Genomic DNA, 22880 nt, shown 5'->3' with positions numbered 1-22880 from the left:
GCAGAGTTGGCCGCGTCAAAGCGTGCAAAGTACGTCGTATAACTTCGTATAATGTATGCTATACGAGTTATTACGCGTGGGATCTGGCCCGTTGCTGCCATCATCGGTCACCTCGTCGGTATTGGTCTGGGTGGGAATGGTGGTAGGCACCGTGTCATTGACGATGGCCGACAGTGTGAAGGTGACCGAATCGCCCGCCGCGAGATCGCCCACATCCCAGATCACCGTGCCCGCCACCAGATCGATTACCCCGCCACTGTCGGCCGTAATACTGTTGAGCAGGCTGGTATCCGGCAGGGTGTCGGTGACCACCACTCCGGTGCCGTCCTGGTTGCCGGCATTGGTGACGGTGATACTCCACTCGATGGTGTCGCCGGGGTTGGCCGGATCGTTGAAGTTTTCCACCTTGTCGATCTGGTAGTCCGGTGCGGCGTCGATGGGGGTGGTGTCGGTGCCGGTGTTGTCATTCGGATTTTGATCCGGGCCGCGGGTGTTGCCATCGGTGATGCTGGTGGTGTTTTCGGTTTGCGTGACGCCCGCCGGTAGCGGAGAGTCAATGATTACCGCAAACGCGACATCGGCGGAGGCACCCGCCGCCACATTGCCCACATTCAGGGTAAAGGTGTTGCCATTTTGCACCCAGCCGGCGGCAGAGTTGGCCGCGTCAAAGCGTGCAAAGTCCGGCAGGGTTTCCGTGATGACCACGTCCTCCGCTTCGGCGGTACCGTTGTTGGTATAGGTCAGCGTATACACCACCACATCACCGGGCGTGGCGGTGATCCCGCCATCGTCCTTGACGATGGTGAGATCCACATAAGTGATATCGAAGGTTTCACGGTCCGTATTGTTGTTGGGCGTGGGATCTGGCCCGTTGCTGCCATCATCGGTCACCTCGACGGTATTGGTCTGGGTGGGAATGGTGGTAGGCACCGTGTCATTGACGATGGCCGACAGTGTGAAGGTGACCGAATCGCCCGCCGCGAGATCGCCCACATCCCAGATCACCGTGCCCGCCACCAGATCGATTACCCCGCCACTGTCGGCCGTAATACTGTTGAGCAGGCTGGTATCCGGCAGGGTGTCGGTGACCACCACTCCGGTGCCGTCCTGGTTGCCGGCATTGGTGACGGTGATACTCCACTCGATGGTGTCGCCGGGGTTGGCCGGATCGTTGAAGTTTTCCACCTTGTCGATCTGGTAATCCGGTGCGGCGTCGATGGGGGTGGTGTCCTCGTCATTGTTGTTATTCAGGTTTTGATCCGGGCCGCGGCCGTTGTCATAGGCAATTTCCGTACTGTTCAGGACCTCCTCAATGCCTGTGGGAATTGCGTCATCCACGATGACCACGAAAGTGACATTTCCGCTTTCACCGGCGGCCAGCGTGCCGAGATCGAGGGTGAGCGTATTGCCGTTTTGTACCCAGCGCGGGTCCGAATTGGCCGCGTCGAAGGTGGTGTAAGTGGGTAACTGCTCGGTGATTTCCACATTGTCTGCCGGCGCCGTCCCGAGGTTGGCATAGTTGAGCGTGTAGGTGATGGAACCAGCAGGAGTTGTGGTGATACCACCATCGTCTTTGGTGATCGAGAGATCGACCTCGGTGATATCGAACGTCTCGCGATCCGTATTGTTGTCTGGCGTCGGGTCGGGGCCGTTGTTACCGTCATCTGTGACGCTGACCGAATTGACCTGTTGTGGAATACGCGCGGGCACGGAATCATCCACAGTCGTGGTCAGTGTGAGACTGATACTGTCGCCGGCAGCGAGGTCGCCGATAGCCCAGGTCACGGTACCCGCCGCGAGATCCACGACCCCTCCGTTGCTGGCGGTGAAGCCCGCGGAGAAATAATTGCCGGTGGGCAGGGTGTCTGTCACCACTACACCGGTGCCATCCTGATTTCCCTGGTTGGACACTTCGATGGTCCAGCTGATGGTTTCTCCGGGGAAGGCCGGGTCAGCGAAGTTTTCGATTTTGTCGATGACGTAATCCGGGGCCGCCACCAGAGGGGTTTCGTCCGTGTCGTCGTTGTTTTCAATATTCTGGTCGATCCCCGGGCCACCATTGGAAAAGATCTGAACCCCGTTATTCGTCTCTTCCACACCCGCGGGTAGTGGGTTGTCGATGATCACCGCGAACTGCAGCGTGCCGCTGGCACCCGGCGCCAGGTCGCCCACATTGATCTGGTAGATGGTGGTCGGTGATGTGGCAGAGAGTGTCCACCCGGCGCTGGAATTGGCCGCATCGAAGGTGGCGTACTCCGGCAGGGTTTCTTCGATCACAACGTCCAGAGCATCGCCGCTGCCATCGTTGCGATAGTCGATGGTATAGATCAGCAGGTCACCGGGCGAAGCGCTGACGTCGTTGTCGGTTTTGGTGGCAACCAGGTCATAGGCCACGATGTCGGTAGTAGCGTCATCCGCATTGATGTACCGGCGCTCGATGGCATCGGTACTACCCGGTAGTGACGTGTACTCGACCTCGGCATCGTTAACGACGGTGACACCCACATCGGCAGGGTCGGTGGTAATGGCAACGTCGTAGGTAATTTCAATAACCGTATTCTGATCGAGTTTGCTCACATTGGCGGTAAACAGGTCACCGGCTACCTGAGTGTTTACCGTTGCGCTACCACTGACCACCGTGGTTTGTACGCTGGAGGTATCCAGCAGCAATTCACGGGGGATGCGATCCACGACTTCCAGATCATAGGCATCGGCGGTGGCACCGGGCGCGAGGCTGATGGTGAGTTTGTAGCTCGCACTCCCGCCCAGGTACGAGGGGTTGCTGCTGACCAGTTCTTTCTCGATTAATACCTCGGGCTCCACCAGGGTAACTTCTGCATCGTCGTTGATCTCTGCATTGTTGTTGCCATCACCGGTGGTGTCATAGCGTAAAACCGCGTTATTGGTCAGGATGCTGCCCGCGGTGTTGGCGGCGATATCCAGTACGCGTACGCGATAGGTGAGTGTGACGCTCTCTGTGGTGGTGTTGTCCGTATCGAGATTGATCAGGGTGCCGAAGTCCAGAGTGACTTCATTGGCCGTCGGGTCGTCGGTCAGCGTGATGGAGCCAACCAGAATAATCGACGACGGATCGCTAAAGGTCACCGACTCAAGGCTGATAAATTCGAAGCCCGGGCCGTATTGGTCTACCAGCACGCCGGTAAGCTCCGCTTCGGGCAGGGTGGCAGTTACCGAAAACGTAACAATCTCACCAATGGTGGCTTCATCGTTGTCATTCAGGGAGTCGTTCAGGTCCGTATTGAGCAGGTTTTTTTCCAGTGTGGGGGCAGCCACTGAAAATAAGTCCGTAGCGCTGGCAACGTAATTGTTGAGGCCAGTGGGGCCATCGGTGCCGGTACGTTCATTCGGATCCGGATCTGGCAGGCTGGTCCACTCTGCGGTGGCGGTATTGGAAATCTGTTGTCCGGCTAGGGTGTTCTCGAGAGTCCCTGCCACCTCGATGGTAATCGTAGCGCCGGGCGGCAGGTCGCGACCCGGTTGCAATGTGGTGACCAGCTCACCGCCAACGATATCAAAGAAATTGGAGACGTCGGCCGTAAGGCCCTGAAAAGAGATGATGGCTACAAAGCTGACATTGGTCAGTTCCGGCGGCAGCGGATCACGGAAGGTGACATCATACGCCTGGGTGCCAGACTGCCCGCCCATATTTTCGATCGTGATGGTGTATTCAACCAGATCGCCATTATCCACGTTGTTACGTGCGCTGGTCTTGGTGACCTGAATATCCGGCTCCAAAACGGTGACGTCGACGCTCTCCATGGCGGCCTGATCAACCGGATCTGTATTGTTGCCGTTGTTGTTGACGTCGTAGGCAAAAATCGCCTCATTGGTGAGGACGGTACCCGCCTGATTGCTGGCGACATTAGTGACACGCACCGTATACACGAGTGTGAGCTGGTCATTCTCATCGACCACGTTATCCGCGATATTGTTGATATCCCCGAGCGCAAACGTAACCACTTGCGGATCGCCCGTAACCACTGCGTTGACCGTGCCCGGCTGGTTCAGGTCGCCAAGCGATGACGTCAGGTTGCCCCCGGCAATGACGTCGTCCAGCGAGATAAATTCCATGCCTGCAGGGAGGTTATCGCTGACCTGGGCGAGTGGCACGGATCCTTCCGGAATCAGGAAGGTTACGGCATAGATGAGCGACTCCCCAATCACTGCCTCATCGATCCCGTTATAAGCGTCCTCAATACTGCTGGCAATCACCGATTTGTCCTGTGCAATGACACCGCGGGTGGTAAAGCGAAACGTATCATCGGTAACGTAATTGTTCAGCCCGCCAGGGCCATCAACACCGGTGCGCTCGCCAGTGATGCTGCCATTCAGGCTGGTCCACTGCGCTGTGGCGGTGTTGGATATTTGTGTTGCCGCGATGATATTCGCATCAACAATGGCACTGACCTCAAGGGTAATCGTATCCCCCTTGAGCAGGTCAAGATCGTTGTTAGTGAGCTCTAGCAGGCCGCTGGTTGCATCGAGGCTGAAGTCGCCTGAGATATCGCCGAGACTGGAATGTACTGCAGACACCAGCATATAGCTGTTGAGTTCTGCCGGTAGCTGATCGGTAAATGAAAGGTCAAAGGCATCCGTGTCTGATGCATTGGAGTGGGAAATGACGATCTGGTAAGTGATCATGTCATTGGCGTCGATGACGCTCGGTGTGCCCGTCAGTGTTTTGTCGATTCTCAAATCCGGTTCAATGATGCGAGTGTTTTGCGCGCTGTTGCGGGACTGCTCTGTCGGATTGTCCGTGTTGTCATCGGTGGCATCCCAGAAAAAACGTGCGCTGTTGTTCCGCTGCGTTCCACTCTGATTCCCCTGCACATTGCTGACTTTTACCGTGTATTCCACGGTGATGGTTTCCGCAACCGCATTATCCAGGTTGCTATTGGTCAGATCGCCCAGGTCAAACGTCAGTTCCCGACCACTGATAGATGGCGCCAGCCCCGCCGGATCGAGATTGACCGTGGAGGTAACGTCGGTGGAGGAAACATTGACACTATCGATACGCACAAACTCAAGCCCGGGGTCGAGCCGATCGACAATTTCTGCCAGTGGCGAGCTCCCCTCGGCGAGCGTTAGCGTCAGCCGGTAGGTGATCTCCTCGCCAATGACGGCCTGGCTGTTACTGTTATTGGCGTTAACGATGGAGGTACTGACGCGGGTTTTCTCGACGGTATTTGGCAGCGTCTGTACGAGGGCATCATCCTGCCATTTCTTGTTCTTGGCGCCGGCTGTGAAATCTGTGCCGTTGTTTACCCCGGCAAAGGTCTCCAGCTGGGCGGTGTTCTCGATGACCTGATTAGGACGCACGGAGTCTTCCAGCACCAGGTCAAAAATGATGACAACGATATTGTCACCGGACTGTACCGTGCTGCCGTTATCCGGGTCACGCCCCTGGCCGATCGCGCCGCCGGTGCCGGCACTGTCTGCCGGATCCGTCAGGGTGATGCCGCTGGAGAACAGATCTCCGGTGAAGTTCACCTGGTCGCCGGCCCCGGTGAATACCTGCAGATTGGTGCCCCCGGTCCCTGTCGGAATGGCGAATCCATCGGGCAGGTTATCCGAAATGCGCACATCATAGGCATCGGTCGCCCCGGAATTTTCCAGGGTAATCACAAATCGCACCAGATCGCCGGCGTCGACATTGGCCAGGTCCGCATCAATGGGAAGACTGGAAATACCGCTGCTATTGATGACTCCCGACCAGGGTGCGACCGCGCCCGCGGGTGTGCCGGCTGGGGCGAACGTCACCGGGCCCAGGTCGGTGAGGGTGTATTCCGCATTGGGGTTCAGCCCGGATACAATACCCTTGGTCACCTCGATTTCCGGCGAGAGCACCTCCAGCTCGGCGCCTTCCGGCGGCAAGTCCACCACTCCCGTGGTCGTGCCAACACCGACCGAGGAAACGTTGGTAATAAATAAGCCGTCGGCGAAGGCCTGGTCCTGAACTTCTACGGTAAACAGCAGCTGGATGGTGCCCCCCGGGGAGGCGTTCTGCGCGAGCAAAGGATAATCCCATTGGATAGAGTTCCCGGCACTGTCTGAGGTGACATTTGCGCTGTTCAGGTAGCCCGAGGGGAATGTGCCGAAATCGGTGCTGGCACCGTAACCCCATTCATTGAGCCCTGGCAGGTTGGTGCCGGACTGGGTGTCAATAAACGTGGGGGTGCTGGCAACAAAAATCGGTTGCGGGAGGTAATCGGTAATGGACAGACTTTCCACATCCAGTGTTGAGAGATCCACCGTGATTGAGAAGGTGACCTGGTCGCCAATCTTGATCTGGTCCAGTGCTGATGTATTGGTGTCACCATTGATGGCGAATACGGTTTTGTCCTGATCTACCCCTGCGACGGTGACATTCTCGTTACTGTTATTATCCACTGTCACCTGGTTGGTGGAATTGTCGAGCCGTGCGGAGACCGTGACCTGGTTGTTGAGCTTGTCCAGGGAGTCGACAGTTTCGTTTGCCGTGCCGGCGAGTGGCGCGCCGGTATAGTTTTCGAGAATCACCGCCTCAAATGTAATATTAATCGAGGTGGTTCCCTGGATCACAAGATCACTCAATAAATCACCGAGAAACACACCGTTTTGCGACAGGCCAATATCCTGGAACTCCTGGGACACATCGAACTGAATGTTGGTCGTGCCATTGCCGGGGGCGGGGTTCTCGGTGAAATTGATATTCGCCGCGGTCATGGATTGCGGCCCTTGGGTGGCGCCATCAATGAAAAATTCGATTGTGACCGAGTCGGGGTCAAATTTCAGGCCATCGCCCAGTACGTCGCTGAGTTGCAGGTTTGAAACCTGTGCATAATCAGAAATCTGGGTACTCAGCGTATATTGCAAACGGTCTCCAGGGGTAAAGCCCGGCGCCCCGGTATCGGCAATATTTTCAACTTTTTTCTGAACCGCCAGAGACGTGGCGGTGATGATCTTGGACTGGGCATCGCTGGTCACGGTGGTGCCTTGGTATTGACCCGTGACATCGACATCATTGATGACCGCTTCGGTACCACCATCATTGATGACAATCGGGTCACCATTGGCATCCACATCCGGTACATAGCCGGTGTAGGTAATCTGTATATCATCAGCGTTGGTGGTGCCGGCCACCGGGTTGAGGAAGGTGATGACCAGCTGCGCTCCCAAGGCTGTGCCCATCGCCGGTTCACTGGTGATCTCATAGTCGGTGCCGAGCGTGAATGGGCCCGCGGCTCCTCCCACCGTCACATTGCCGAGATAATAGAAGTTATCCGGTATGCGGTCGGTGATGACGATGTTTTCCACCGGCGTGTTGTCGGCGAGGTCGACGTTGATCGTCCACTTGATTTCCTCGCTGGGCCCAGTCACCGTTTCGTTGTCATCGCCGACAGAATTATTGTCGCCGTCGTTATCGGCCACTGTCTTGTCGGCGATCAGCACCGTGGGCGTAATGGTATCGGCCACCGGGTTGCCGACCACCGGCGGATCCACATCCGGATTATTGAGAGCATCCTGCTCACCGAGGTAGAATCCGCCTCGCGCGCTGATCGCGATTGGCACGCCCACCTGGGCACCCGCGGATTCGTCAAGGAAGGCGGTGACAGTGGCGGTATACGCCGGTTGGTCGGGGGTGAACGAGCCGAATGGCAACTCTGCGGCATACCAGGTGGAACCCGCCGGCGCCACCGGTGGCAGTGGAATGCCGCCTGTTTCGGCTCGGTCAAACGGGTGGAACTGGACAACCTCCCCTTTGCTGTCGATCCAGTTGAGGCCGTCCGAGGTGAACGTTTCGAAGGTCAGGCTACCACCCAGGCCGGTTGCGTCCTGAATGACCAGACCCGGCCCAACCACCAGATCACCGAAAGGTCCAAAACCGGTATCGGTCCCCAAATTGTCAAAGGTGATCTGGAACGACGTGCCCTCATTGATAAAGTCTTCCGCCGGTACATCCAGGGTCAGCGAAGGCGTCGCTGCCAGCAGGCCCTGCCACTCGCCCTGCAGCAGCTTGGAAAAGACGATGTCGGTTTCCACTTCACCCTGCTGTTGTTCGAGTTCCCAGTCGCCGCCACGCAGCAACGCACCGGTAGGGTCATCGGAAGCGGCCACATCGGCGCCGGTGAGCAGGCTGACCTGCTCGACAAAGCTTTCCCCGGTAAGGCTGTAACCGGTGTTGCAACCGTAGAGCAAAATGTCGGCGTCTTGTGCGAGGTGGTTTTGCCAGCTTTGCAGTTGCGCACTGTGGTTGCCGTCGGTGAAATCCTGCAGGCTGGTCAGCGAAATCTGCTCGCCACCCACAGACACGCCGCCGGCATCCCCGTGAGAGACCAGATGTACCGCGTTGAAGGCGCGCTCGCTTTGCTGAATAAATTCGGTCACCGTATGCAAGCCGTCATCGGCGCCCAGTGTGAGCAATGTGATACTGCGTTCGCCGATGGTGATCAGAAAACTATCCTCCTGCGCGGTTACCGAATCAGCCTGGCCCATCAGGTCGTCGACCAGGGCCTGGGCGTCGTCCAGTTGCAAATCGATGACCACCAGCTCGTGCTGGACGGTGCCGGGGGAATTACCCGCTTCGCTCTCGGTATGTTGCTGTTCGGATTTGTCCTGTTGATGGGAGGCCGCGACTTGGGCATCGTCACCGCTGCCAGTGTCCGGACCGGATACATCATTGAATGTTTGCCCGGCATCTACCGCCACCGAGGCATCCAGCAGCACGCGCTTTTCCAGGGTGTGACACACACTGCTGAGCTTGCGTCCACGTGATTGAATGGCCGCTGCCAGGGATGATCTGGAAAACGCATTGATTTCCATGGAGTACCTCTTTCCTTGCGGTTTGTAGGCGCCACTTCCCGAGCGCCGCGAGCAATTAAATGATGTGGCTAAACGCCACTCTCTCTGACGAGAATGCCGGCGATCCGCCGGCTGATTAACGCGGCGAGGCTCTCTGGCCTGCCGAGCAGTACCAGGTGGCCCGTGCGCTGTGCGGTTGTCACTGCCGGGGCCCCCTGCTGCTGGGTTTCCAGTGCGAACGTGATGAGGTGCAGTGCCTTGGCGCTGCGCCTCGCATTATCTGGCTGGACCTGTAGCGGCCCACCGTGCTCGGAGGCTAGCGCCGGATCCTGAACAGCGCGCGAAGCAATTTGTTCAATAGCCTGAACGCGCACCGCGATGGGCTGCCATTGCCCCTGAAGGAACAAGTGACCGCTAAATTGAGGCTGTGACAAGGATTCTGTCAGCCGCGCCACTTGCTCGGCTTCCGCGTAGGCGCGTCCGGCGAGGCTGTCACGGTTGACGATACTGATGAACGGCTGGTTGAGCTCTAGAAATTGACCTGGGTATAGCCCTGGTTGAACCCAATCCACCGTGCCTGATATCTCTGCCGAGATTTGCAGTAAAGTGCGCTCGGCATTCAGTGCGCGCAGTAACTGCTGCTTGCTGAGTAAATCCTGCAGGTAAATGGCATCCAGGGCATCGAGGCTTTGCGCAAACCCATCACTTTGCAAGCGCCGCTGGAGCAGGCGCAATTCTTTTTCGGTGCGTGTGATGCGGTACTCCAGTTGCTCGTCTTGCAGTACCGCAAGAGGCTGGCCAGCCTCTACCATGCTGCCCCGTGTCAGGCTGAAGGTCTTTAACAGCGCGCTGGTGGGCGCTTCGGCGCGCTGATGTTCGGTAAAGAAGGTACTTGCGGGTATTTGCACGGGCCAGGGCAGTGGAACGAACAAAAGCAACAGAAAGCACCCAGTAGCCATCAGGGCACCCGCGTGAAACTTTCCCAGCTTTTTCACGAAAGCGGTGTGTGCAAAGTTGCGCAACGCGGCGCGTGCGTCCGCATCTGCTTTCATTGGCATGGCATTGTCCGATTCTGCGGTTGGTGGGGGCGCTTCTGCATGATCGGGGGCTTTAGGTTCATGCTTTTGCAACTGCGCCCACAGCATCTTGCATTCCCGTATACCGGGGACAATGAACAACAGCCCGAGGCAGAGCACGAAAATCACCACGCCGGCCACCTTGAAAAGTAACAGGTAGGCGCCGTAGGCGATGACCGCAAAAATGAAAAGACGATAGATCAGGCAGGCGAGCCCGAAACCCGCTAGCAGGCGTTGCCTGGCTCCGGGCGGTGCCTGAATATCGCGCAGGAGTAATGACCAAACCCGGGTGCGCAATGCATTCGTTGCACTCTGGTGCAGGTTTTTCTCTCCGGTTACATCGCTCAGTAAAAAATATCCATCGAACTTCATCAGCGGGTTGGCGTTAATCAGCAGCGTGGTGATCAGCGAGGTGGTAAACAGGTAAAACATCAGTGCCCGCACAGGGCCGTCATCCAACAGGCACCAGGCTAAAGCTGCAGCCACGCCAAGGGTTAGCTCAAAGGCCACGCCCGCGGCGGATATATGCAGGCGGGCCGTGCGTGGCAGGCGCCAGGCGTCGGTGATCTCGCTGTACATGATGGGCATCAAGGCGATGAGGCCGATACCAATACTGTTGGACTGGACGCCGTAAAGTCTCGCCACACTGCTGTGGCCGAGTTCGTGAAAGACACTCAACATCAGGTAGCAGCAAAAGAAGGTAAGCGTACCCACCGGGTTCCAGCTGGCATTGAAGTAGCCGAGGAATTCGTGCCAGTGCTGCCCGATGGAAATGGCGCAAAACGCGGCCAGTACCGCCAGCAATAGATAAAACACCGGGCGCGCGGTACAGCGCGCGAGAGGGGCAAGTAGCTGGCTACTGATCGTGGGAGTAAACAGTGGACGCCGCCAGAATAACGTCTGCTGTAACTGCCGCAGGCGCTTTTGTGTGACCGTACCCCGGGACTGGAATTCCGCGACCTGATCGCTGTTGCACTGAAACAATTCGTTGTTGAGGCAGAACTGGCGCAGTGCTTCGATGCGCCGGGGCTCGATGGTGCAGCCGTTGTGTTGCGTGATGGCCGCGATGATGCGCTCGATACTGCCCCGGTGCCAGTGTTGCAGGATGAGAATCTCTACTTCCCCGAGCTCCAGGTATTGGCCGCGCAGGGGGTCGTAGAGAAGCCAGCTGGGCGATTCTGCATTGTCTGCTACCCGGTGAAATACGAGATCGTTGCGCAGTAACGGCCACTCACCCGGAGGTGGGAGCTGCGTATCGAATTGGTTGCTGGCGTGCGCCGGGGCCTGTTCCACGGGGTACCTCTTTGAAATGCTTAAACCCCTAGCCAGCGTCGGGCGGAGGCCAGGGGGCGGCGCAGGAGGTAGTAAGCGAGTGGTACCCGCGCACCGTAGATACGGGCGTGACCGCGTGTGTTGATACGAATCGCCGGTTGATCCTGGGCGATGGTGGCAAGCAGCCGGTAGCTCGCGGGAAGGTTTTCGCCTTCGTTTGTCTGCAGGCTGTGGTAGTGCAGATGGGCTTCGATGGGTTGAAAAGGAGCGGACTCTGCATAAAACACCACTTCGGCATTCTCTGGCAGGGCGATGGCGTCGGCACTGGGAAGATCAATCTGAATCTGGCGCGCGTCGGTCTGTACAATTTCCATCACCTTTTCGCCTGCATAGACACGCCGGCCGATCCATTCCGCCTGGTCGGTGTAGATCGCGACTCCAGCAGTGGGTGCCGTGATGCGGGTTTTCTCCAACTGCGCCTGCTGGTAGTCCAGGTCCAGGTGTCGAATGGACAGATCCGTTTCTGCTTCGGCCAGCTTGTGCCCGGCGGAGGCTTGCTGAAAATTGTATTGCCGGGTCATGCGCAGGCGTTCGCTGTAGAGCGCGATTTCCTCACGCACACGACCGATTTCCGCGGTAACTTCGGTATCGTCCAGGGTGAATAACAGCTGCCCCGGCGAAACCGGTGCATTGGGTGGCACGCCAATGTTGCGGATAACCCCGTCGATACGGGATGAGACGATGCGCGGTTCGATGGCGGCAAGACTTGCCGGCGCGAGAACACTCTGACGCACCGGCACTGCACAGATCATTGCGACGATCGCCGCGATCATAAGCGGGCGGCGGGAAAGCCAGTGTCTTGGTGAGAACGACCGTGCGCCGCGCAGTGCCAGCAGCGCCTGGCGCGCACTTGCCGCCAGCTCTTTCAGAATTTCCTGTTCCTGTGGTGTCAGCGGCTTGCTCCGCAGCAGCGCGATACAGCCGAGGCTTGTGGAAAGGGGCATCACTATCAGGAACTGATCATTGCCCCTTACGGTGCCGGCTTCCTGCTGGGTGCTGGGGCCAATAGAAATCTGCAGCGGCCACTGATTGCCTGCCGGCTCTATATTTTGGCGCACCAGTTGTTGCCACTGTTGGGCAGTACTTGCGGTGGCATCGACGGTGGCAACATTGGATGCGGCAACCAGCTTCAGGCGCGCGCCCTTGAAAAACAAGCAGGTATCAAAGGACAGGAGCGGTTGGCTGTCGTTACACACAATACGTAGTACATGCTGCTCACTTTGTGCCGTGCGCAGTTTCTTCTCGAACGCCAGGTAGCTGTTCAGTTTCTCCAGTAGCCGGGTGTCCACGTCAGTTTGCCCCGCTTGTGGGCGTTGGCTGGCTGCGGTCGGCGAGTATGTCCTCTGCGCCCTCATCGAGGGTGAAGCGGGCTTCTCCGCTCATGCCGGAAATGAGCAGCGCGGGAGACCCGATGACCTTGGCGGTTTCGTCGATGTGCCCTATCACACGCACGGTGCGGGTCACTGGATCCACCACGGGAACAATACGCTGTAACGTGGCGCGGTACTGGCGGCCGGTTTCGTTGATGGTGACCTGGAAGAAGTCGCCGATCTTCAGTTTTTCCAGCCAGCCGGAGGGAATGATGGCCTCTACCTCCAGCCCGCGATTGTCGATGAGTTCGAATAGCGGGGTACCGATCTCCGCGCGCTGGTGTGGTTCCACCTGACGATTCACGACGAACCCGTCGAAGGGGGCGCGCACATCGCAAAAACCTTTGCGGTGCTGCAGCACCTCGGCATTAGCGGTGGCCTCCGCCAGCTGGGCTTCGCTCTGTACCATTTCCAGCTCACTGAGATTCCCCCCCAACTGGCGCAATGAAATATTGGCTTCCAGCTGGCGTCGGGCGAGGGCGCGTTGGGTTTCTGCCCCGCGCAGTTTGGCCTGTAGTTCGGTGCAGTCGAAGCGCGCGAGAAGATCTCCTTGTTGAAACCGGTCGCCAGCGCGAACTCTTACATCGGTGATGCGTGTGGCGAGCTCGCTGGACAGCTGCACTCGACTGAGCGCGTTGAGCTTGGCGGGGGCAGATTGCTGCTCGGTCGCGGCGAGGGTGTTCGCCGCGGCGAGCAGGCAGCCGATGATGAGCAGGGCTGCGGGGGTAACTCTCGAAATTGTCATTGCGGGTACCACGATTACATCCTGACGGCTTACATCACACTGCGCGAGGTGCGCTTACCAATGGGCGGCGGCTTCCCCGTCTTCGCGGATCTCTGCTTCGCGCAGCTCCACGCCCTGGGGGTTGTAGCCACCAGTGGGCAGCAGTTCCATACCCGCGCTCTGGCTGCGCAGGTCGGCGACCTGCTGTTCTATCGCCTCCAGTGGCTGGCGGTAATCAATGTAAAACTCTGGCTGAAAGCCAACGGCATTGCTCAAGCGGCCGTTTGCGCTGCGCCAGTCGGCGTAGCTCACATCCCGCTGCACACTCGACAGTAGCGCCTGGGTGCTGGCATGAATGCTTTCCAGCTCGGTGCCCTGGCTGGATTGCCAGCGCGCACGCGACTGGTTGGCCAGTGCCTGATCCAGCTGAGACATTTCCAGCGCGTAACTGTGGTTGAGTTCGGCCCGTTTCACATGGCTGAAGGCGAGATCAACCTGGGTGAGCACGGCCACCGTGAGCGCGGCCCGGCGCACATCGCCCAGGCGCTCGTTATCCCGTGCATATCCCACCAGATCGCGGCCCGCCACCACCGTGCCGAGCAGATCCCAGGTCAGGCGCAGGCTGCTTTCCGCCCAGTCGTTGTAGAGCAGGAAGCTGTTGTCGTCGTAGAAATAGCCGGTGCGCAATTCAAGGCCGGGTAAAAGCTGCAGGCAGGCTTTGCGGATCTCCGTGGCGGCGATGCGCTGGCGGTAATCCTCCTCCAGTAATTCGGGGCGGTTGCGCAGGCTGTACTGTTCCAGTTCCAGCACGCTCATTTCGGCAAAGGGACTGCGCAGTACATCGCTCGGTGTTGCACTGACGGTGAACGCGGTACCGGGGGGGAGCCCCATCAGCGCGGCGAGCTCCATCTTGGCGTTATGCATGTCGCCTTCGAGCGCCAGCAACTGCTGCATCAGGTCGAGCAGCTCGCGGCGGTAGCTGAGGCTTGCCTCGGTCTGGCGCAGTCCGCGCTCGGCACTTTGGCGTGACTTTTCCAGCGCGCGGCGGGTCTGCGTAATCAACTCCGGTAACTGGCTTTGCGCGCGCTGAGCGGCGGCGGCCATCCAGAAGGCATACTCCACATCCATGATCACGTTGTGCATCAATTTTCGTTGACGCTCGATCGCGATCATCACGCCATCCGCAGCCTGTTTCGCCGACAGGTAATTGATGCCGAAGTCGAGGACATTCCAGGAAAGTTCGAGGCCCGCGGTGCTGTAGGTTTTATCCAGGGAGGTGGACTGTGCGAGAGACTGGTTGCTGTTCACATCTTCACTGCTGGCGAAGTGCTGTTTGTTGCGGTGGTGGTAGCCCGCGCTGGCCGCGATCTCCGGCAACATGTCCCAGCGCGACAGGCTGAGATTGCGATTAGCGACCACTGCCTCCATTAGCTTGAGGCGGTTGTCCATGTTGTAGGCGATGGCGCGGGCAATGGCTTCGTTCAGATCGATAGGACCGGTGACGGGCTGCTGGTTGCCGAACGCGGTTTGCCAGTCGCTGCTGGCGCGCTGGTCAATGGTCACGTCGTCGATGGCGACGGGTTTCACCGAACAGGCGGAAAGCGCCGCCACGGTGAAGCTGAACGCCGCCATGGTAGCGAAGGGGGCCGGGCGCATATCTCTTTGTCCTTAGCATACTTATAGACTTCGGAGTGCACGGTACTGCTGCGCCCAATTAATTTAGTAAAGATATGCAGGGCCGCTAAATGAATGGCGGGTGAACATTTTTTTGGCAGCAGAAAGGCGTGAGGGTCGACCGGGGGCGGAATGGCTGACCGGCGTGCGGATGCCCGACGAGATACCAATCCTTCTCCCCGTCGTATACTGTCCCACCATGCCGGAAATGGCGTAAAGCAACGCAGAAGAGGCAAATCTGCGAATCCGACGATGAGCGAGAGACCCGTTGGCGAATATTGAATTCAGAAATGTCAGCAAGCGTTACGACGATGGCCCCCTTACCGTGCCGGGGCTCGATCTGGACATTCGCGATGGCGAGTTCATGGTGCTGGTGGGCCCCTCCGGCTGCGGCAAGTCCACCATCCTGCGCATGATTGCCGGGCTGGAATCTATCTCTTCCGGCGACCTCTATATCAGCGGTCACCGGGTCAATGACCTGCCCCCCAAAGACCGGGACATCGCCATGGTGTTCCAGAGCTACGCCCTGTACCCGCATATGACCGTGTTCGACAACATGGCCTTCGGTCTGCGGGTGCGCAATTTTCCCAAGCTGGGTATCGAGCGCCGGGTGCGCGAGGCGGCGGAGACACTCGGGCTCGCTGATCTGTTGCAGCGCAAACCGGCCCAGTTGTCCGGCGGTCAGAGCCAGCGGGTGGCCCTCGGGCGCGCCATGGTGCGCGATCCGCAGGTGTTTCTGTTCGATGAGCCCCTGTCCAATCTGGATGCGGAGCTGCGTGTGCAGATGCGCAGTGTGATCAGTCGCCTGCACCGCCAGCTGGGCACCACCTCGGTGTACGTCACCCACGATCAGGTGGAGGCCATGACCCTGGGCTCGCGCATTGCCATTCTGAATCAGGGATGCCTGATGCAGGTGGGCACGCCGCTGACCCTGTACAACGATCCGGACAACACGTTCGTGGCCGGCTTTATGGGCTCGCCGCCGATGAACCTGCTACCGGTAGCCAACGATGGCCGTCGCTTGACTTGCGCCTTGCTGCAGCTGTCACGGGCGGACCTGGCGGGGCAGGGCGCACAACTGGTGCTGGGGCTGCGCCCGGAAAAGCTGGTCTACGCCGCCGGTGCGCCCGCCAGCTGGCCGCGGCTCAGCGGTGAAATTGAGCTGGTGGAAAGCCTCGGCGCGGAAATGCTGGTACACCTGCAGGCAGGCGGCGCGCAGCTGGTGGCGCGCCTGCCCGGTTTGCGGGCATTCACTCCCGGGGAAACTCTGCAGCTCGCGTTCGATCCCGCCGCGGCGTATCTGTTTGATGCGCAAAGCGGGCAGCGTATCCGCGCGGACCGCAATCCTGTAGGGGCCGCCCCGTGCTGAAGCGCCTGGGAGCCGCTCTCTGCCTGCTGGTGCAGTGGGCACTGGCATTGGATGCCAGCGCGGTGGAAACGCTCACCCTCTGGCATGGCTACCGCGGCGCCGAGCGCGCAGCCTTCGAACAGTTGATCCAGGACTACAACCGCAGCCAGGGCGAGGTGGAGGTCAAGGCGCTGGCGGTCCCGTTCGGGGGCTACGCCGACAAGCTCTCGGCCGCCTTGCCCCGCGGCCAGGGGCCGGACCTGTTTGTATTTGCCCACGACCGCCTCGGCGGCTGGGCCAGTGCCGGCCATACGGTGGCGCCGATCGACCGCTATGTGAGTGAGCGGGTGTTACGCCGTTTCGCGCCCAACCTGATCGATGCCATGACCTTCGGGGGTGATCTCTACGGGCTGCCTCTGGCGTTCAAGAGTCCCGCGCTGATTCTCAATACCGATCTGGTGCGCACCGCGCCCGCCACCACCGACGCGCTGGTGGCCGAGGCTCGGCGCCACACCGACCGCAACCGCGGGCGTTTTGGGCTCGCCTACAGCTATACCGAGCCGTTTTTTCACGGCGCGCTGATGAACAGCTTTGGCCGCGGGCCTTTCGATCGCGGCGGCAATCTGGACCTCGACAGCGAGGCCAATGTCCGCTCTACAGAGATGCTCGCACACTGGGTGCGCGACGACCGGATACTGCCGGAGGAGCCCACCAGCACACTGGTGACCAGCCTGTTCAATCAGGGACGCGCGGCGATGGTGATCAGCGGCCCCTGGATGCTCGGGGAAATCGCCCCGGGGGTGAACTATCGCGTGGTGCCACTGCCGATCAACAGTGAGAGCGGCCGGCCGCTGGCGCCTTGGGTGGCGGTGGAGGGTTTGTTCCTGTCGCCCTGGGCGGATAACCCGGCGGCGGCGGTTGAGGTGATGGACTTTCTTACCCGCCGCGGGTCCGCGGAAATAATGGGCATTGACGGTGGGCAGTTGCCGGCCAATATCAGCGCCTTCGCGCATCCACAGCTCGCGACCAATGATGCCGCCATGGCATTTCGGCGCCAGCTGGAGGTGGCGGTACCCATTCCCAATTTGCCGGCCATGACCCTGGTGTGGGTGCCACTGGAAAATGCGCTGAAAAAAATCGTGAAGGGCGCGGCGCAGCCGGAGGCAGAGATGCATCAGCTGCAGCGACAGCTGAGTATCGACCTGGCACGGCTGGAGCGCTCGCGGGTGCGGGGGGAGTCGCCGGCACAGATGCCGGTGTGGCTGTGGCTGATTCCCGTTGCGCTGGTGTTGCTGGCACTGTGGGCCTGGCGGCGCTACCGGCGGCAACTGGCGGCAGGCTGGCGGTCCAATCGCACCGCTTACCTGTACCTGATGCCCGCGGTGCTGGGCATGCTGGTGCTGGTATTTTTCCCGCTGCTGTACGGTCTGCTGCTGTCGTTTACCGATACCACCGTGTTCAATGAACAGGCGCCCCTGTGGTCGCGCTTTATCGGGTTGGACAACTATGTGGCGATCCTCGGTGACTTTGACCTCTGGCGTGGTCAGGGCGGCGAGCGCAGCCTCGACTTCGACAACTTTTACTGGACCCTGCTGATTACCATTTTATGGACCGCCTGCAATGTGATGGTTTCCGTGGGGCTGGCGCTGGTACTGGCACTGGCCCTGTACAAGCCGATTCCCGGCCGCGCCTGGTTCCGCCTGATCCTGATCCTGCCGTGGGCAACTCCCAATTACATCACCGCATTGGTGTGGAAAGGCATGTTCCATCCCCAGTTCGGTGCCATCAACCAGGGACTGCAGGTGCTGGGTCTGGCCCCGGTGGCCTGGTTCGACACCATCGGTGCGAGCTTTTTTACCGGGGTGGTGACCAATGTTTGGCTGAGCATCCCGTTTATGATGGTGGTGATCCTCGGCGGCCTGCAGTCGATTCCGCGGGAGCTGTATGAGGTGGCCCGGGTGGAAGGCGCCGGACGCTGGTTCCAGTTCCGTTCTATCACCCTGCCATTGCTGAAGCCGGTGCTGATTCCTGCGGTGATCCTGTCGGTGGTGTGGACCTTCAATATGTTCAATGTGATTTACCTGGTCAGTGACGGTGCGCCCGCCGGGGCCAACGATATCCTGATTACCCGGGCGTTTCGCATCGGCTTTGAAAAATACCAGTACGCCTACGCCGCCGCCTATTCCATGGTGATCCTGGCGCTGCTGTTCGGCTACGCCATGTGGCAGATGCGCATCAGTCGCACACTGGGAGCGGTGCGATGAAACTCCGCTTGCCGCAGCGATTGGCACGAATCCTGAGCGACATCCTGAGCTGGCGCTTTGCCCTGCTGGTGTTCGCTTCGCTGATCGTGCTCTACCCGATGCTGTGGGTGGTCAGCCTCGCGTTTTCCGGGCAGCAGTCCCTGATCGTTGGCCTGCCGCAAGACGCCAGTCTCGCCCAGCAGCTGAAGGCGCTGATCCCGCTGCCGGAGCGGTGGACCCTCGACAACTTCCGCGCGGTGCTCACCGAGCAGCCGTTCCTGCGCTGGCTGCTCAACAGCCTGGTGGTGGCCGTCGCCACCACGCTGGTGGGGCTGTCGCTCAGCTGTACCGCCGCTTACGCCTTTTCCCGCTTCCGCTTCGCCGGTCGCCAGCGGGGCATGTTGCTGTTTCTGATCTCGCAGATGTTCCCCGCGGTGCTGATGCTGATTCCTCTCTATGTGATCGTGGTGCAGTGGCTGGGGCTGGGGAATTCCTGGCTGGGGCTGATACTGGTGTACTCGATTACCGCGCTGCCGTTCTGTGTGTGGATGCTGAAGGGCTACTTCGACACACTGCCCTATGAGATCGAGGAGTCCGCGCTGCTCGACGGGGCCAGTCACTGGACCATTTTCACCCGAATCATCCTGCCCCTGGCGCGCCCGGCCATCGCCGTGACCGGGCTGTTCGCATTCATGACCGCCTGGAACGAGTTCATCCTCGCCTCGATATTCATGGACGATGAGTCACTCTACACCGTGCCGGTGGGGTTGCGTTTCTTTGTCAGTGACTACGCCTCCGAGTGGGGATATTTCGCTGCGGGCTCCATTCTGGTCTCTCTGCCGGTAATGCTGCTGTTTCTGGCATTGCAGCGCTTTCTGGTTTCCGGGCTTGTTGCGGGTGCGGTGAAGGGCTGAGTCCGGCCTGAGGCACTGAATCTCCCTGCAGGCTCCGTAGCCGGTGTCTTTGTGGTCACAGAATCCGGTTGGCTATTTTTCGCCCTTTCGGTAAGGTCGTCTGCTTCATCCAATACATCGCGCACCCTTCTGGTTCAGTTTTTCGTGATATCTGTAACTTATTGAAAATAAATAACTTTTTTGTTCCCGCTTTGTGGGCGGGAAGGTGGGAAAGTCCATTTTTCCGTAATTCGGAAAGGTGGGACGACTCAATTTGGCACACCGGCGGAGTATACGTTGGCGCCAGAGCGGGTCGTTTGTTTGTGTTTTCAGGGGCCCCCTCATGGCGAAACCAATAAATAAAATGACGTGACGATGGGGGAGACAACTCCATGAATAGAACAGCCGGATTCAAGAAGAAATCCATTGCCGTGGCGATTGCCGCCATGGCAGGAATCAACAGCCAGGCATTTGCCCAGGGCGAAGGTGATGCCGCTCTGGAAGAAGTGGTGGTAACCGGTATCCGTGGCAGCCTCGAGCAGTCAATGGATATCAAGCGCGACGCCCAGGGCGTGGTGGATGCCATCTCTGCGGAAGATATCGGTAAGTTCCCCGATACCAACCTGGCGGAATCTCTGCAGCGTATCACCGGTGTGTCGATCGACCGCCAGAACGGTGAAGGCAGCCGAGTGACCGTGCGCGGTTTTGGTCCCGACTACAACGTCGTGACCCTGAATGGTCGCCAGATGCCGGCGGCAAACCTGGAAAGCGGCACTGCCTCTTCCTCCCGCTCCTTCGACTTTGCCAATCTGGCAGCTGAAAGTGTGAGCGGCGTTGATGTGTTCAAGACCGGTCGTGCGAATCAGCCAACGGGCGGTATCGGTTCCGTGATCAACGTGCGTACCCTGCGCCCGCTGGATCAGTCCGACACGGTCCTGAAGCTGAGTGCCAAGAGCATGCACGACACCTCCAGCGAGGAAGGTGATTCCCTGACTCCGGAGCTGTCCGGTATCTACAGCGGCAAGTTCGCGGACGATACCATCGGTGTTTCTTTCGCCGGCTCCTTCTCCGAGCGCCACTCCGGCCAGGCCGGCTCCGAAACCGGCCCCGGCTGGTACACCATTCCGGGCGGGCAGGGCGACTGGGGCTCCATCGCTCCGGATAACCCCAACTTTGAGAACGCCCCACAGGCCGGGGACATCTACTCTGTACCGCGCGGTATCGGGTTCAACTTCTCAGAGACCCAGCGTGAGCGCACCAACGCCATCCTGACCCTGCAGTGGGCGCCTTCCGACGAGTTCGAAGCGACCCTGGACTACGCCTACGCCGAGCAGGATGTTGAGCACCAGTACAATGCCATGGGTGCCTGGTTCAACGGTGTACCGGTTTCCGGCTCCTTCACCGAAGGTTCGGGCAACGGCAGTGTGGTAGCGCCAATCATCTACACGGATGGCACTGGTTCTGACGTAACCTTCAATGCCGGTGAGTGGGGTTCCGTTAACGAAAACAACTCCGTTGGCCTGAACCTGGTCTGGAATCCCCGTGAGGACCTGACCCTGGCGTTTGACTACCACAACTCCAGCGCCGAGAACGGTGCCAAGGACGACCGTGGTACCAACAACAACATCGCCGGTGTTCAGTACAACCGCGCAGCCACGACCGTGAACTACGGTTACGACCTGCCGGCCGTAAGCTTTGACTTTATCGACGGCCAGGGTTTTGACCCGTCCCAGATGCTGACTTCCGGTAACGTGTTCAATAACGCATACATGAAGCACGACATCGAACAGGCACGCTTTGATGGCACCTTCGATGTTGACGCTGGCGTGGTGAAGAGCATTGACTTCGGTATCGGATTCAGTGAGTCCAGCAACCGCTCTGCGTTCGCCAATGTGCAGAACGATTCCTGGGGTGGCTACGGCACCGCTGCGGACTACGACGATGCTCTGTTTGTACAGAAGAGCATGGCGAACGCGCTGGATGATTTCAGCAGCGCCGACAGCGCCGAGATGACGCCGTATTACTACGCCTCTGACTTCGAGGGTATGCGTGCTGCTATCGCTGCGATTGCTGCCGCCAATGGCGATGTTCTGAGCCCTTGTGGCCCAGTGCTGTGTGCCAGCAACGACTTCAGCACCGATCGTACCGCCATCGAAACCCAGCAGTCTGTTTACGCGCAGGTAAACCTGTCCTGGGACGACGCTGCCATGCCGATGAATTTGGCTGTGGGCATGCGCTTTGAAGATACCGAGGTGGATGCCAAGGCAAAAGTACCGGTATATGACCGCATCGAGTGGGTCGGCGACAACGAATTCCGTGCGCAAACTACCGGTGAAGGCTTTAGCGAACAGAAGGGTGCTTACAGCAACTTCCTGCCGAATGTCGACTTCGACATTCAGTTGCAGGAAGACGTAGTTGCGCGCGCCTCTTTCAGCAAGACCATTACCCGTCCGGGGTACGGCGATATTCAGGGTGGCCAGACCATCGACTCACTGCTGCGCTTCAACGGCGGTAATGCATTCCGCGGCAATCCGGACCTGGATCCGTTCGAGTCTACCAACTTCGACTTCTCTGCCGAGTGGTACTACGGCGAGGCCAGCTATGTCTCTGCGGGTTACTACAGCAAAGACGTAGAGAACTTCATTGGTCTGGGCTCTTTCTCAGAAACCACCTTCGACCTGGCGCACCCGGCACAGGGCCCGCGCTTTGAAGAAGCAGCTGCGGCTCTGGGCACAAACGATCTGGGTGCAATCCGCGCTTACCTCGAGTCTATTTACGGCGGCCCGATCGTCGGTTCTGCAGCAGATGGCGATGCGCTGGCGGTATTTAATGTACTGGCTCCGGTTAACGAAAAAGAAGCCAGTATTGACGGCTTCGAGTTCGCCGTGCAGCACATGTTTGCGGATACCGGCTTTGGTACGCAGTTCAACTTCACCACGGTAGATGGCGACATCGCCTACGACAACTTCAACACCAACAAGGGTGAGGGTGTCGAAAACCAGTTTGCACTGCTCGGCCTGAGTGATTCCGCGAACCTTGTCGGCTTCTATGACAAGAACGGAATTCAGGCGCGTATTGCCTACAACTGGCGCGATGACTTCCTGGCTGGTACGTTCGATGGGAACGGTGAGCGCAACCCGGTATACGTTGCGTCTTACGGCCAGTGGGATGCCAGCGCAAGCTACGACGTGCAGGACAACCTCACCGTGTTCTTCGAAGGTATTAACCTGACCAGCGAGACCAAGCGTCTGTATGGCCGTGCCGAGAACATGATGATCGGTGCCTACCAGACCGGTGCCCGCTATAACCTGGGCGTGCGTTACAGCTTCTAAAGCAAGCCCCGGGGCGACACGAAAGTGCCGCCCCCGTCTCACAGGACGTGAAGGGCGCGCGCAAGCGCGCCCTATCTTTTACATCA

General features: G+C 59.1%; 9 protein-coding genes. 4 read left to right on the top strand and 5 right to left on the bottom strand.

Annotation, left to right across the window (positions count from 1 at the left end; genetic code table 11):
- Window positions 1-15 precede the first annotated feature (15 nt).
- From AU182_RS16070 to AU182_RS16050, 5 genes are all read right to left on the bottom strand, one after another.
- Window positions 16-8823, bottom strand: coding sequence for an isopeptide-forming domain-containing fimbrial protein (locus AU182_RS16070; RefSeq protein WP_066967492.1), 8808 nt, complete (start codon window positions 8821-8823; stop codon window positions 16-18).
- Window positions 8824-8891: 68 nt separating this feature from the next.
- Complete coding sequence (locus tag AU182_RS16065) at window positions 8892-11171, bottom strand: hypothetical protein (RefSeq protein WP_066967490.1); 2280 nt, start codon at window positions 11169-11171, stop codon at window positions 8892-8894.
- A 20-nt stretch (window positions 11172-11191) separates the two neighbouring features.
- Window positions 11192-12499 carry an efflux RND transporter periplasmic adaptor subunit gene (locus AU182_RS16060; RefSeq protein WP_066967487.1) on the bottom strand — a complete coding sequence of 436 codons (1308 nt, stop codon included), beginning with the start codon at window positions 12497-12499 and terminating at the stop codon, window positions 11192-11194.
- Window position 12500: 1 nt separating this feature from the next.
- A complete protein-coding gene (locus AU182_RS16055) occupies window positions 12501-13325 on the bottom strand; it encodes an efflux RND transporter periplasmic adaptor subunit (protein WP_066967484.1) in 825 nt (274 codons plus the stop codon).
- Between the two features lie 54 nt (window positions 13326-13379).
- A complete protein-coding gene (locus AU182_RS16050) occupies window positions 13380-14960 on the bottom strand; it encodes a TolC family protein (RefSeq protein ID WP_066967481.1) in 1581 nt (526 codons plus the stop codon).
- 286 nt (window positions 14961-15246) lie between these two features.
- Between AU182_RS16050 and AU182_RS16045 the strand changes: the two genes are divergently transcribed.
- The 4 genes from AU182_RS16045 (at window position 15247) to AU182_RS16030 (ending at window position 22794) form a co-directional block, all read left to right on the top strand.
- A complete protein-coding gene (locus AU182_RS16045; RefSeq protein ID WP_066967478.1) occupies window positions 15247-16347 on the top strand; it encodes an ABC transporter ATP-binding protein in 1101 nt (366 codons plus the stop codon).
- Window positions 16341-18590: an extracellular solute-binding protein gene (locus AU182_RS16040; protein WP_066967476.1), complete on the top strand. Its 2250-nt coding sequence runs from the start codon at window positions 16341-16343 to the stop codon at window positions 18588-18590. Before AU182_RS16045 ends, AU182_RS16040 begins: the two co-directional genes overlap by 7 nt.
- The gene (locus tag AU182_RS16035; RefSeq protein ID WP_153039261.1) at window positions 18587-19483 is read left to right on the top strand and encodes a sugar ABC transporter permease; all 897 of its coding nucleotides are present in this window, start codon (window positions 18587-18589) and stop codon (window positions 19481-19483) included. The genes AU182_RS16040 and AU182_RS16035 overlap by 4 nt, the downstream gene beginning before the upstream one ends.
- A 371-nt stretch (window positions 19484-19854) precedes the next feature.
- Window positions 19855-22794 carry a TonB-dependent receptor gene (locus AU182_RS16030; protein ID WP_066967472.1) on the top strand — a complete coding sequence of 980 codons (2940 nt, stop codon included), beginning with the start codon at window positions 19855-19857 and terminating at the stop codon, window positions 22792-22794.
- The last annotated feature ends 86 nt before the right edge of the window (window positions 22795-22880 follow it).

Origin of the sequence: Microbulbifer sp. Q7 (assembly GCF_001639145.1) — a bacterium.
Classification (GTDB): Bacteria; Pseudomonadota; Gammaproteobacteria; order Pseudomonadales; family Cellvibrionaceae; genus Microbulbifer.
Note: the sequence above shows the minus strand (reverse complement) of the source record. Positions and strands in the feature narration are given on the sequence as shown.